The 12,956-nt window shown below is 72.0% G+C and carries 10 protein-coding genes and 1 pseudogene; 8 read left to right on the forward strand and 3 right to left on the reverse strand.

All coding sequences use genetic code 11. From position 1 onward, the window contains the following. Positions 1-117 precede the first annotated feature (117 nt). Complete coding sequence (locus AB0M47_RS38950) at positions 118-420, reverse strand: STAS domain-containing protein (RefSeq protein ID WP_363423171.1); 303 nt, start codon at positions 418-420, stop codon at positions 118-120. A gap of 155 nt (positions 421-575) precedes the next feature. Between AB0M47_RS38950 and AB0M47_RS38955 the strand changes: the two genes are divergently transcribed. Together AB0M47_RS38955 and AB0M47_RS38960 are read left to right on the forward strand one after the other, a co-directional pair. Then, a complete protein-coding gene (locus AB0M47_RS38955) occupies positions 576-1,493 on the forward strand; it encodes a methylenetetrahydrofolate reductase (RefSeq protein WP_363423173.1) in 918 nt (305 codons plus the stop codon). A gap of 19 nt (positions 1,494-1,512) precedes the next feature. Beyond that, complete coding sequence (locus tag AB0M47_RS38960) at positions 1,513-2,262, forward strand: CDP-alcohol phosphatidyltransferase family protein (protein WP_363423175.1); 750 nt, start codon at positions 1,513-1,515, stop codon at positions 2,260-2,262. A 108-nt stretch (positions 2,263-2,370) separates the two neighbouring features. Here AB0M47_RS38960 and AB0M47_RS38965 read toward each other — a convergent pair whose 3' ends face one another. Both AB0M47_RS38965 and AB0M47_RS38970 read right to left on the reverse strand, forming a co-directional pair. Continuing rightward, complete coding sequence (locus tag AB0M47_RS38965; protein ID WP_253763885.1) at positions 2,371-2,910, reverse strand: GNAT family N-acetyltransferase; 540 nt, start codon at positions 2,908-2,910, stop codon at positions 2,371-2,373. 9 nt (positions 2,911-2,919) lie between these two features. After that, the gene (locus AB0M47_RS38970) at positions 2,920-3,408 is read right to left on the reverse strand and encodes a YbaK/EbsC family protein (RefSeq protein WP_363423177.1); all 489 of its coding nucleotides are present in this window, start codon (positions 3,406-3,408) and stop codon (positions 2,920-2,922) included. A 499-nt stretch (positions 3,409-3,907) separates the two neighbouring features. Here AB0M47_RS38970 and AB0M47_RS38975 point away from each other — a divergent pair, with 499 nt between their 5' ends. The 6 genes and pseudogenes from AB0M47_RS38975 to AB0M47_RS39000 all read left to right on the forward strand — a co-directional run bounded on the left by AB0M47_RS38975 (position 3,908) and on the right by AB0M47_RS39000 (position 12,633). Then, positions 3,908-4,357: an SAV_6107 family HEPN domain-containing protein gene (locus AB0M47_RS38975; RefSeq protein WP_363423179.1), complete on the forward strand. Its 450-nt coding sequence runs from the start codon at positions 3,908-3,910 to the stop codon at positions 4,355-4,357. Between the two features lie 250 nt (positions 4,358-4,607). Then, positions 4,608-5,276, forward strand: a pseudogene (locus AB0M47_RS38980) (hypothetical protein); the annotation flags it as partial. 79 nt (positions 5,277-5,355) lie between these two features. Next, on the forward strand, positions 5,356-6,894 hold the full coding sequence (locus tag AB0M47_RS38985; protein ID WP_363423181.1) for a DNA polymerase Y family protein: 1,539 nt from the start codon (positions 5,356-5,358) through the stop codon (positions 6,892-6,894). Between the two features lie 128 nt (positions 6,895-7,022). Next, positions 7,023-10,352: an error-prone DNA polymerase gene (locus tag AB0M47_RS38990; RefSeq protein WP_363423183.1), complete on the forward strand. Its 3,330-nt coding sequence runs from the start codon at positions 7,023-7,025 to the stop codon at positions 10,350-10,352. 134 nt (positions 10,353-10,486) lie between these two features. Continuing rightward, positions 10,487-11,788 (forward strand): hypothetical protein, encoded by a 1,302-nt coding sequence (locus AB0M47_RS38995; protein ID WP_363423185.1) that lies wholly within the window; start codon positions 10,487-10,489, stop codon positions 11,786-11,788. A gap of 116 nt (positions 11,789-11,904) precedes the next feature. Further along, a complete protein-coding gene (locus AB0M47_RS39000; RefSeq protein ID WP_363423186.1) occupies positions 11,905-12,633 on the forward strand; it encodes a PASTA domain-containing protein in 729 nt (242 codons plus the stop codon). The last annotated feature ends 323 nt before the right edge of the window (positions 12,634-12,956 follow it).

Below are 12,956 nucleotides of genomic sequence, written 5' to 3' on the forward strand. Positions count from 1 at the left end.
TGTCCACGATCACATACAGGCGGCCGGTGGGGAACTGCCAGCGCAGGACCTGCAGGAAGTCGAGAAACTCGCGGTGGCGTTTACGGTCGCGGATGGACCACCGCCGGGACGGGGAAGTCAGTCCAGGGGGAGGAGGCCGTCGACGCCGATCAGCGAGACGAGCAGGAGGAGCCGCGGGTTCGCCCCGGTGATCACAATGCGGCGTCCGCGCCGCCTGGCGGTCAGTTGCAAGCGGGCCAGGGCGTCCACGGTCGCCGCGTCCGGACGGCAGACGGCGCTGACGTCGAAGACCACCACCCCGTCGACGGCGTCGAGCAGGGTCGCCAGCCGTTCGCAGAGCACCGGGGTGTCGGCGCGGGCCAGCACCGGGCCGAGCGCCCAGACGACCGGCTCGGGCGGCGGCGTCTCTGGGCTGAGCACGGTCGGCCTCCTGTCGTCGGGGTCACCACTACTGACGACCGGCAGGCCTGGAACTCATCGCCGCCGGCCCGATCCGTCGGAAAGAACGGCGTCCGGGCGGCCACCGACTGAGACGGATGCGGTCGTTTGTCCTGGTCGGCGCTAGAGTGACGGGCATGACCCTAGGCGCCCCCTCGACCTTGCCCGGCGACCGGCCGACCGTGGGACATCTGCTCGCCTCGGCGGAGCCGACGATCTCGTTCGAGTTCTTCGCGCCCAAGACACCGGCCGGCGATGTGCTGCTCTGGCAGGCCATCCGCGAGCTGGAGGCGCTGCGCCCGGCGTACGTGTCGATCACCTATGGCGCGGGCGGCACGACCCGGGACACGACCGTGGCTTGGACCGAGCGGATCGCCGGGCAGACCACCCTGGTGCCGATGGGCCACCTCACGGCGGTCAACCACTCCGTGGCCGAGCTGCGCAACGTCATCGGGCATTACGCGGACAGCGGCGTACGCAACGTCCTGACGGTGCGCGGCGATCCGCCCGGCGACCCGCAGGCCGAGTGGATCGCGCACCCGAAGGGCCTGACCCACGCCGACGAGCTGGTCAAGTTGGTCCGCGAGAGCGGCGACTTCTGCGTGGGGGTGGCCGCGTTCGTCGAGCAGCACCCGCGCTCGCGGTCGCTGGCGGAGGACGTCGACACCCTGGTGCGCAAGTTCCAGCTCGGCGCCGACTTCGCGATCACCCAGATCTTCTTCAACTGGGAGGACTACGCCCGGCTGCGCGACGCGGTCGCGGCACGCGGCTACGACAACCCGATCGTGCCCGGCGTCATGCCGGTCACGAACGTCTCGCAGATCGAGCGGTTCGCCCAGCTCACCGGCATGGTCTTCCCCGCGGATCTGGCCGCGCGGCTGCGCGAGGTCGCCGACGATCCCGCGGCGGTACGCGCGATCGGCGTGGAGGTGGCGACCGCGCTGAGCGATCGACTTCTCGTCGAGGGCGCACCCGGATTGCACTTCATCACGTTGAACAGGTCGACATCCAGCCGGGAGGTCTGGCGCAACCTGCGAGAGGGTGCGCTCGTGTAGGAAGCGACAGCGGGGGATCATGATCGGCGACGGCGCGACGGACTGGACGGAGACCGAAGGCGAGGTACCCGCCGAGCCCGTCGTGAACCCGCGGGCGATCATGGACTGGCCGCGGTTCGTGACCGCCTGGGCCGCCGCCAACGACGGATTCGACCTGCGGCACGCCGGACCCGGACAGCGCTGGTGGGCTCGGCTGGCCTACCGGTGTGGGATCGCGCTGACCCGGATCGGGGGCACCGCCGCGATGACGACCGCCGGAGCTGTGCTGGCCGCCCTGTTCGTCCCGCTGATCGCGGCGGGCGGCGGGCGCTGGCCGTTGCTCGCCGTCGTCCTCATGGGGATCGGGCTGCTGGCCGAGGCGGCCAGCCGGGCGGTGAGCGTACTGCTGGGCGGGCCGATGCGCCGGGAAGCGTTCTACCGCAGCCTCGCCGAACGGGCGGCCGAGCTCTGCTGGCTGTGGGCGGCCGCCGCGCTGGGCGCCGCCACGCTGCTCATCCTGATCTGTGGCGTGCTGATGGCGGCGCACGAGTACGTCCGCGCGCGAGCCATGGCCGGTGGCATGCGCCCGGCCGGCACGTCGACGGTAGGCGACCGTCCACTGCGGATCGCGTGCACGTTCGCCCTGCTGATCATCGCCGCCGTCGTTTACCCGCTCGCCGAGGACCTGCCCGCCGGCACCAGCACCCTCGTGCTCGCCCTGTGGGCGTTGCTCGGCCTGTTCGGGTTCGTCCAGCTGCTGGCGGCCGCCCGCAAGGGACTCCGCTTCTGACCCGTCCTTCCCCCGTCCTTCCCCCGGCCGCAGATCACGGTTACGCATGCCTCCGGGGGCGATGTCGGTATGCGTAACCGTGATCCGCACGCTTGAAGAGCGCCGGGGTCAGTCGAGCGGCAGCGGACGGCCCAGCACGGCGAACGGGCGGAAGTCTCCCGGGAAGAGGAAATGACGCAGCACATCGGAGAAGCCGAACCGGCGGTAGAGCCGCCAGGCGCGGGACTTCTGCTCGTCCGCCTCCGGTGTGGACAGCAGCGCGGTCTCCCCGGTCGCCATCTTCAGCAGGGCGCTGAGCTGCTGGGCGCCGATGCCGTGGCCCTGCGCCGCCGGGCGTACGTGCAGCTCGACGATCTCGAATGGATCTGTCATCCAGAGTTTGCGCTGGTCGGCGTCGAGCGCCGAGCTGACCTGGTCGTGCCACCACTGGCCGGGCCCGCCCGGATAGCCGTAGCCGAAGCCGAGCAACTGCCCGTCCGTCGTCAGGGTGGCGACGCCCCGCACGTCGGGACGGCGTACGTGGGCGGCGAAGCGCCCGGCCCGAGCCTGCAGGTCGGCGCCGGAGTGTCCCATCGCCTCCCCGTAGACCTCGATGACTTCGGACAGCCGCCGTTGCAGGTCTTCCGGAGTCCAGGCGATCAGCCGGATGCCCATGGGTCAGTTCACCTTCACAGGTACGCCGCCGGTGATCCGCAGCAGCTCGGCGTAGGTGGTGGGGAATACCGACTGGGGCACTCCGCCGGCCGCCCAGACCTCGGCGTACCCTTCGAGTGCCTGATCGACGATCGTGCGCACCGGCTTGGGGTGACCGAGCGGCGCGACGCCGCCGATGGCTTGGCCCGTGTGCTCGCGGACGAACTCCGGCGTAGCTCGGTCCACACGCGACAGTTCGAGGGTCCGGGCGATCAGCTTGGTGTCCACGCGGTGCGCGCCCGAGGTGAGGACGAGGAGGGGATCGCCGTCGGCGGAGAAGATCAACGAGTTGGCGATCTGGCCGACCTCGACGCCGAGCGCGGCCGCGGCCAGCGCCGCGGTGTGCACCGCCTCCGGGAGGATGCGAATCGTGCTGGGGCGGCCGCTGCCGTCCACCGCGTCGGCGCAGGCGAGGGCGTCCTGCACGGCGCGGACGTTGGGGTGGTCATGCATCCCGCGATTGTCCCACCTGGCGGCTGGAAGGGGGTCCGGCAGCGCGCCGCCGCGAGGTCGGTTTTTGTCGTACCTTCGCGGTAGACTTGCCCAAGAGTTCGAACGAGCGTTCTAGACTTTCGAACAGTGTTCGAATAGAGTGTCCTGCAGGGGGAGCGGTTCGCGGCCGTGACCCCGCAGGCGGCGCGCTTGCGCAGCGCGCCACTCCAGAACCGAAGGACATTCGCGGTGTTCGCGGTTCTGACAGGCGGGATCGCCATCCGCCGCCCACCCGACCCCCGGGTGGCGGATGGCGTACCCGATCGGTTGGCCGGTCGGGTGTGGTGTGGGGAAGCTCCACACCCCCCGGCCAGCCGGCGAGGCGGTGGCGGCGACGCCGACCACCGCCGCGCCCCCGCCTCGCGTACGCGAGGTGTGGTGAAGCAGCCGCGAGCTGCTGCGTCTTCCCCCGCAGTGGTGTGTTCGACCAGATCGTCGACCGCCGAATGGAGACGCACAGATGACCACGCCATCGCTGATCGCGGGTGCCGCCCGTACCACCGTCTCCGCTCATCTGCTGCCGCATCGCACCCCCGTCGAGCTGATCGCGCTCGCTCGCCGAGGCCTGCTCGAAGCCTCCGCCGCGCCGTCGGCCGCCCAGCGATACGCCACCGCTCACCTGGCTGCCCTGCGTGCGGCCGCCGCCGTTCTCGCCATGCGTGCTCAGCCCGTCGCCGGCCGTCGCCGGTCCCGGGTGACCAGCGCCTGGCTCCTGCTCATCAAGGTCGCCCCGGAGCTGGCGGAGTGGGCCGAGTTCTTCGCCGTCGGCGCCGCCAAGCGGTCGGCCGCCGAGGCCGGCATCGCCAAGGTGACCACCCGGGAGGCCGATGACCTGGTGCGGGCCGCCGGCCAGTTCATCGACGTCGTCCAGGGCTCGCTGGGCCTGTCCCATCCCGCCCCGGTCGTCTGACACACCGAGCCGGGGGAGCAGCACAACCATGTCCAGCGCGCGGCGGGCGGCGGAACTCGCCGAGCTGGTGGCCTCGTCCGGGGCCGGGCCGATCACGGTCGCCTCGGCCGCCCGGGGGCGACGGCTGACGCCCAGTTCCGGAGGCTCCGCCGGTTCGCCCGGCGGGGGGCCCAGAGCCGCGACCAGCGTGGCCGTCGCGGCCGAGTCCGTGACCACGGCCGGGGAACTCGCCGGCGACGACGTCAGCCGCATGCTCCCGGTGACGGCCGCGTTGCAACCGCTGCTCCCCGGCGGTGGGCTGCGGCGGGGCAGCACGGTGACGATCACCCGGGCACTGCAGACCCCCGGCGGGGACGGCTCGCCGGGCGGGGCGCTGCGTGCGGCGGCGACCCGGGCAGCCGCCGCACGCAGCGCTCGAACCCCGAGGCTGACCCCGTTGCGGTCGGCCGAGCGGACGAGCTGGGGCGGGACCTCGGTGATGCTCGCGTTACTCGCCGAGGCGTCGCGCACGGGTTCCTGGTGCGCCATCGTCGGGCTGCCCGAACTCGGCGTGGCCGCCGCTGCCGAACTGGGCATCGTCCTCGAACGACTGGCCCTGGTGCCGCAGCCCGGCACCAAGTGGCCGGAAGTCGTCGCCACCCTGCTCGACGGGTTCGACCTGGTGGTCGTGGCCGTCCGCGAGCAGGTGACCCCGCAGAACGCCGCGCGGCTGTCCGCCCGCGCCCGGCTGCGGGGCAGCGTCCTGCTCCCGATGGGGCACTGGGACTCCGCCGACCTGGTCCTTGAGCCGATCGGCGCGCAATGGCAGGGGCTGGGTCCCGGGCACGGCCGGCTGCGGTGCCGGCACCTGACGATCGCCGCCCGGGGCCGTGGAACGGCCGCCCGGCCCCGGGAGGTCGACGTCTGGCTGCCCACCGAGACGGGCGGGATCCGGCCCCACGTCACCGAGGCCACAGTGGACCCCCGGTCTTCGCGCGGCCACCTGCGCGCGATCTCCGGTGGCTGACGCCGGGCGTACGGCGGTGGTGTGGTGTCCCGACTGGCCGGTGATCGCCGCCGAGATCATCGACGGAGTCGACGCGGCGGGACCCGTCATCGTCCTGCAGAACAACCGGGTGCTGGCCTGCTCGGCGGCGGCCCGGGCGGACGGCGTACGCCGGGGGATGCGCAAACGCGAAGCGCAGAGCACCTCGCCCCGGTCGGTGGCGGTCGATGACGACCCCGGGCGTGACGCGCGCGCCTTCGAACCGGTGATCACCGCCGCGGAGGAAGTGGTCGCCGGGGTCGCTGCGCTCCGCCCCGGGACGTGCGCGTTCGCCGTACGCGGTCCGGCCCGCTACTTCGGCGGTGAGGAGATCGCGGCCGAACAGGTCGTCGAGCACATCGCCCAGGCCTGCGGCGTCGAAGCCCAGATCAGCATGGCCGAAGGCGTGTTCGCCGCCGGGATCGCCGCCCGGGCCGGCCGGCTCGTCCCCGCCGGGCAGACCGCTGCGTACCTGGCGGGGCTGCCGATCGGCTTGCTCGACGGCTTCGGCGGCCGGGCCAAACTCATCGACCTCCTGCGTCGCCTCGGCGTGCACACCCTCGGGGCGTACGCGGCCCTGCCGCCGTCGGACGTGCTGGCCCGGTTCGGCCTCGACGCCGCCGTCGCGCACAAGCTCGCGGCCGGACTCGACACCCGGCCGCTGGCGATCCGCAGCGCCCCGCCCGACCTGGCGATCGGCGAGGAGTTCGAAGAGCCGATCGACCGGGTCGACGTGGCCGCCTTCGCCGCCCGATCACTCGCCGAACAGCTGCACGAACGGCTGGCCGCGTACGGGATGGCCTGCACCCGGCTGGCGATCGACGCGGTGACCGTGCACGGGGAGGAACTGCATCGGATCTGGCGGCACGACGGCATCCTGACCGCCGCGGGCATCGCCGACCGGGTCCGATGGCAGTTGGAAGGCTGGCTGCTGCGCCCCGAACGGCCGACCGGCGGAGTGCTGCGGCTGACGCTGACGCCGGACGGCGTGTTGCGGCAGGTGGGGTTGCAGCCGGGGCTGTGGGGCGAGACGGGGCCGGAGCGGGACCGGGCGAACCGGGCGGCCACCCGGGTGCAGGGCCTGCTCGGCCCGGACGCGGTGCTCACCCCGGCGCTCGGCGGCCGCCAGTACGGGCGGCTCATCCCGTGGGGGCTGATCCCCTGGGGCGACGAGCGACCGCCGCCGGACGACCGGCCCTGGCCAGGGCGTACGCCCGCCCCGTCGGGTGCGCTGCTGGCGGTCCCGCAACGGCCGGTGCGGGTCCTCGACGAACACGGCGAACCGGTGACGATCGACGGTCGACTGCGGATGAGCGCGCCGCCCGCCGCACTGCTCCTCGACGGGACAGCCGTCCCGATCGTGGGCTGGAACGGACCCTGGCCGATCGACGACCACTGGTGGGACGGCCGGGTCGCCGAACGGTCGGCCCGGCTCCAGGTCCTGCTCGACGACCGCGCGGTGGTCGTCACGCTGCGCGGCGGCGAGTGGTACGCCGCAGTCGTCTTCGACTAACCGACCTCGCCGACCCCCGACTCCTTCCCTGCGTTGATCATGGAGTTTGCCCCCTCGACACACCGTCGAGACCACAGTTAACTCCATGATCAACGATGAGGGGGTGGGGGGTTAGTACAGTTGTTCGGGTGAGTCGGTTCAATGGTGGTGAGGCGCTGCCGTGGAAGGAGCTGGAGCGGCGGCTGTCCGGGCCCGAGGCGGGCCGGGTGGTGGACCCGCTGGCCGAGGACGAGATCGGCCCGCAGAGCCGCAAGCGGGAGCGCCCGCAGGCGCCGGCGCTGGTCCGGCGGCAGGCCGAGGTCGCGTACGCCGAACTGCACTGCCACACGAATTTCAGTTTCCTCGACGGGGCGAGTCATCCGGAGGAACTGGTCCGGGAGGCTGTCCGCCTGGGGTTGACCGGGCTGGCGGTGACCGATCACGACGGGATGCCGGGCGTGGTGCGGTTCTCGGAGGAGGCCCGGGACTGGGGACTGCCCACGATCTTCGGCTCCGAGTTGAGCCTGGATCTGCCGGGCGCCCAGGCGGGGGAGCCTGATCCGGCCGGCCGTCATCTGCTGTTGCTGGCCCGGGGCCAGCACGGGTACGCGCGACTGTCCGCCGCGATCGCGGAGGCGCAGCTGGCCGGGGGTGAGAAGGGCCGCCCGAAGTACGACATCGAGCAGATCGCCGCCGCCGTCAAGGACCACGCGGTGGTGCTGACCGGCTGCCGGAAGGGCCACGTTCCCCAGGCGCTCGCCCGGCAGGGGGAAAGCGCCGCGGAACGGGAGCTGGATCGGCTGGTCGACCTGTTCGGGCGGGAGAACGTCGTCGTCGAGCTGATCGACCACGGCGACCCGTTCGACGTCGACCGCAACGAGGCGCTCTTCGCGCTGGCGGAGAGCCGGAGACTGACCGCCGTCGCCACCAACAACGTGCACTTTCACGCGCCGGGGCGACGGCGGCTGGCGACGACGCTGGCGGCGGTCCGGGCGCGGCGGTCGCTCGACGAGATCGATCCGTGGCTGCCCGCGGCGGGTACGGCGTACCTGCGGTCGGGGGAGGAGATGGCGGCGCGGTTCGCGTACTTCCCGGGGGTGGTCGCCAACGCCGCCCGGCTGGGCGAGGAACTCGCCTTCGACCTGCACCTGGTCGCGCCGAACCTGCCGCCCTATCCGGTGCCGCCGGGCTATGACGAGAACTCCTACCTGCGCAAGATCGTCTACGAGGGGGCCGAGGCCCGCTACGGGCCGAACCATCCGGCGGCGTACGCCCAGATCGAGCACGAGCTGGCGTTGATCGCCAAGCTCAACTATCCGGGGTACTTCCTGATCGTCTACGACATCGTGAAGTTCTGCAAAGAGAACCGGATCTACTGCCAGGGCCGGGGCTCGGCGGCCAACAGCGCGGTCTGCTACGCCCTCTGGATCACCAATGTGGACTCCGTGGCGCATCGTCTGCTGTTCGAGCGGTTCCTCGCCGAGGAACGGGACGGCCCGCCGGACATCGACGTCGACATCGAGTCCGACCAGCGGGAGAAGGTCATCCAGTACGTCTACGAGAAGTACGGGCGGCGGCACGCGGCCCAGGTCGCCAACGTCATCTCGTACCGGCCGCGGTCGGCGGTCCGCGACATGGCCCGCGCCTTCGGCTTCTCCCCGGGCCAGCAGGACGCCTGGTCCAAGCAGCTGGACCGGTGGTCGGGGATCGACGCCCAGGACGGCCGCAACGAGGGCATCCCCGATCACGTGGTGGAGTTCGCCAACCAGGTGATGACCTTTCCCCGGCACCTGGGCATCCACTCCGGCGGCATGGTGATCTGCGACCGCCCGGTGATCGAGGTGTGTCCGGTGGAGTGGGCGCGGATGCCCGGCCGGACCGTGCTCCAGTGGGACAAGGACGACTGTGCCGCCATCGGCCTGGTCAAGTTCGACCTGCTGGGGCTCGGCATGCTCTCGGCGCTGCGGTACGCCTTCGAGTTCCTCGGCGAGGAGATGGATCTCGCGAACATGCCGATGGACGACCCGGAGGTCTACGACATGCTGTGCCGGGCCGACTCGGTCGGCGTGTTCCAGGTGGAGAGCCGGGCGCAGATGTCCACCCTGCCCCGGCTGAAACCCCGCGAGTTCTACGACCTGGTGGTGGAGGTCGCGCTGATCCGGCCCGGCCCGATCCAGGGCGGTTCGGTGCATCCCTACATCCGCCGCAAGAACAAGCTGGAGGAGCCGACCTATCCGCATTCGCTGATGCGCAACGCGTTGGAGAAGACCCTGGGCGTACCGCTGTTCCAGGAGCAGATGATGCAGCTGGCCATCGACGTCGCGGGGTTCACCCCGAACGAGTCCGACCAGTTGCGCCGGGCGATGGGCGCCAAGCGGTCGGTCGAGAAGATGGCCCGGCTGCGCGATCGGCTCTACGCCGGGATGGCGGCCAACGGCATCACCGGCCCGGTCGCCGACGACGTCTACGCCAAGCTGGAGGCGTTCGCGTCCTACGGTTTCCCGGAGAGCCACGCGATGAGCTTCGCGTACCTCGTCTACGCCAGCTCCTGGCTCAAGCGGTACCACCCGGCCGCGTTCCTCGCCGCGCTGCTCAACGCGCAGCCGATGGGGTTCTACTCGCCGCAGTCGCTGACCGACGACGCCCGGCGCCACGGAGTCGAGGTACGCCGCCCGGACATCAACCGGAGCCATGCGAAGGCCACTTTGGAGAGTGAGGGGGCGGCCCGCTGGGGGTCGGTCGCCGGTGAGCCGCCGAGCCGCTGGGGACTGGGCGGCCCCGCTGTCCGGCTCGGGCTCGGCGCTGTGCGTACGCTTGGGGAGGAAGTGGCCGAGCGCATCGTGGCGGAACGGGACCGCGGCGGCCCTTATCGCGATCTGGCGGACCTGGCGCGGCGTGCGGAACTGACCACCGCGCACCTGGAAGCCCTGGCCACCGCGGACGCCTTCGCCCCACTGGGCCTGGACCGGCGGGCCGCGCTGTGGGCCGCCGGGGCCGCCGCGCAGGACCGGCCGGACCGCCTGCCCGGCACCATCGCGGGCCTGGACGCGCCGGCGCTGCCCGGGATGGACGATGTGGACAAGCTGGTCGCGGACGTGTGGGCGACCGGGATGAGCCCGGACGACCACCCGATCCGGCTGGTCCGCGCGATGCTGGGCGAGCGGGGCGCCATCCCGATCGCGCAGCTGGGCCGGGCGCCCGACGGCACCCGCGTGCTGGTCGGCGGGCTCGTCACGCACCGCCAGCGGCCCGGCACCGCCGGTGGCGTGACCTTCCTCAGCCTGGAGGACGAGACCGGCATGCTCAACGTGGTCTGCTCGCCGGGCCTGTGGGTGCGGCATCGCCGGGTCGCCCGCACCAGTAGCGCCCTGTTGATCCGGGGGCGGCTGGAGATCGCGAGTGGTGTCGTCAATCTGTCCGCGGAACGGCTGGAGCACCTCCCGATCGCGACAAGACCGTCCTCACGCGACTTCCGGTAGCCGATCTTGACCGGAACGTGACATCCGTCGGCACGGATGGGTCTTGCCCGGCGCGTCCACTCGCGACTACCTTGCGTTGCAAGTTGCACGGCAAGCGCGGGGAGGGCGTACATATGCGATCGAGGTCACTCACGGTGGCGGCCGTCGGGGTCCTGGTCACGGCGCTGATGCCGCTGCCGGCCACGGCGGAGCCGGCCACATCGTCCTGTGTGGTCACCGGCGGGACGCCGACCGTCGCCGCCGCACTGCGCGCTGCGGCTCCCGGCGACGACGGGACATATCCGTACCAGGAATGGCTGGCGGGGGACAAGGGCCAGCGCGCCACCGCGGCCCTCGTCGGGGTCGAGGACCGGGTCTTCGGGCACCTGCCCAGCTCCGCGACGGTCACGAAGAAGGTCACGCGCGGGCTCATCGGCTTCGCCCCGGACTACTCCAGCCAGTCGCTGGTCGCTGTCGTCACTCCTGAGTACGCGGGAACGCCCGAACTGGCGAAGCAACTGGCTGACGCGCAGTCCAGCCTTGGGGAAGGCGCGCCCCAGTTGCGGGTGCAGACGGGGTGCTTCTCCGCGACCGCCATCGCCGACGCGTACGCGGTCCTGACTGGAACCGAGTGGCGCAACGCCAACTCGAAATTCGCGTACGCCTTCCACCTGGACCCGGTGGACTCGAAGTTCCACGTCACAGTGGACGCCGCGCAGACCAAGGCGGCCGAGAAGCTCGCCGCCCTGCTCGGCGACCGGGGCGTGGTGGAGCTCGGCCCGGTCGGCCGCACCGGCCGGCTCAACGACGGCGAGCCGCACTTCGGCGGGGCCGGCATCCGGGTCGGGTACAACGCGAGCACCGGCTCCAACACCTGCACCAGCGGGTTCATGGTGCGCAGCCGCAGCACCAACGCGATCGCCGGCATGTCGACGGCCGGGCACTGCTTCGGCTCCGGCCTCTCGATCTACTCCTCGACGCAGTACTACGGGGTATCGCAGGCCACGATCCAGGGCGAGTACCCGTCGACCGACGCCCGCCGCGTCTACTCCTCGGCCGAGACCTACGACAACGTGATCCACGTCGAGCCCTGCTCGCCCTGTACGCGTACGGTCACCTCGCGGACCTATGTGACGACCGGGAGCAGCGGCATCTGCTCCAGCGGCATGGTCACCACGGCGATCTGCAGCCTGACCGTCATCAGCGTCACCGGGCAGATCTGCGACGGCGTCGGCTGCACCGCCGGGCTGCTGGTCCTCTACCGCAACGGCGAGACCATCGTGCGGGCCGGCGACTCGGGCGGACCGGTCTACCTCCGCAACGGCAGCACCACCGCCTCGGCCGTCGGCCAGATCGTCGGCGGCGCGGGCACCCGCACCAACACCTCGACCTACATGTACGCCGAATCGTTCGACTCGATCGAGGCCGCCCTCGACGTGTACATCGCGACCAGCTGACTGGCTTTTGTTCTTGGTTTTTTCGGCGCTGGATCAGGGTTCCGGGTCGAATCTTGCCTCAAGATTCGACCTAGATCCATGATCCAGCGTCACGTGAGGTAGGGAGGACGCCGCCGATGCGACGCTCAATCGTGCTCGCCGCGCTCGTCACCGTCGCCGGCGTGGCCGCCGGTGGCTGCGCCCAGCCGGGTGTGCAAGCGGCCAACGGGCCGGCGCCGCAGGTGCGCCCGACCGACGACCCGGCCGACGGGGTGCGCGTCCCCGACGTCAAGGGCCAGCAGGCGCGGTACGCCCTCAAGCTCATCGCCGAGAGCCGGCTCGCCGCCGTCGTCCGGTACGCCCCGGAGGTCCTCGTCGACGCCGGCACGGTCATCCTGAGTGAACCGAAGGCGGGCGCCGGGCTCGGCGCGGGTGACGTCGTCGTCCTCGTGGTCGCCGGGAACCCGGCCAACGTCGGCGGGTTCGCCGGGCACCCCGGTGCGAAGGCGCTCACCGACCTGGCCGCCGGCCGGTCCGACGTGTTCGTCGGGGCGGGCTGGGACGGCGGCGACCCGCGGAAGGCGTACGTGGTGGCCATCGGCCCGACCGCCGACCAGGCGGCCTGGGACGAGCGCATCGCCGTGGCGGCCGGGGCGCAGGCGTACCGGGTGGTGCGGTGCGACCACAGCCTGGCCCAGCTCAGCGGGGTCAAGGCCGAACTGCCCGACGCCGGGCTCAGCGACTACTCCTCCTACATCGACCCCGTACGCTGCGCCGTCGTGGTCCAGGGCACGTTCACCCGCGACCAGGTCGAGCGCGTACGCCAGCGGTGGGGGACAGCCGTCGCCGTCTCCCCCGCCCACTGACCGCTCGCCGCTCTCGCCCCGCTCGCTCTCACCCCGCTCGCTCCCGCTCTCACCCCGCTCGCTCCCGCTCGCGCTCCCGCCGCTCTCGCCCGCACCGCTCTCGCCGTTGATCATGGAGTTAACTGTGGTGTCGCCGGTGTGTCATGGCCGGAAACTCCATGATCAACGCCAGGCGGGCGGCCAGGCGGGCGCCAGGCGAGCGACGGGCGGGGCGCCGGGCGGGCGCCGGGCGGGGCGCCGGGCGGGCGCCGGGCTTACGCGAACGGCTCGGCCGGGGCCGCCAGGACGCCGAGACCACCCTGCTCGGGCAGCTCATCCGGTTC

The organism is Hamadaea sp. NPDC051192, from assembly GCF_040682475.1.
GTDB lineage: Bacteria > Actinomycetota > Actinomycetes > Mycobacteriales > Micromonosporaceae > Hamadaea > Hamadaea flava.

Bases quoted from the DNA above. Each gene is read 5' to 3' on its own strand.
- AB0M47_RS38955 (WP_363423173.1), top strand. From the start codon at position 576: ATGACCCTAGGCGCCCCCTCGACCTTGCCCGGCGACCGGCCGACCGTG.
- AB0M47_RS38960 (WP_363423175.1), top strand. From the start codon at position 1,513: ATGATCGGCGACGGCGCGACGGACTGGACGGAGACCGAAGGCGAGGTA.
- AB0M47_RS38970 (WP_363423177.1), bottom strand. From the start codon at position 3,408: ATGCATGACCACCCCAACGTCCGCGCCGTGCAGGACGCCCTCGCCTGC.
- AB0M47_RS39000 (WP_363423186.1), top strand. From the start codon at position 11,905: ATGCGACGCTCAATCGTGCTCGCCGCGCTCGTCACCGTCGCCGGCGTG.
- AB0M47_RS38975 (WP_363423179.1), top strand. From the start codon at position 3,908: ATGACCACGCCATCGCTGATCGCGGGTGCCGCCCGTACCACCGTCTCC.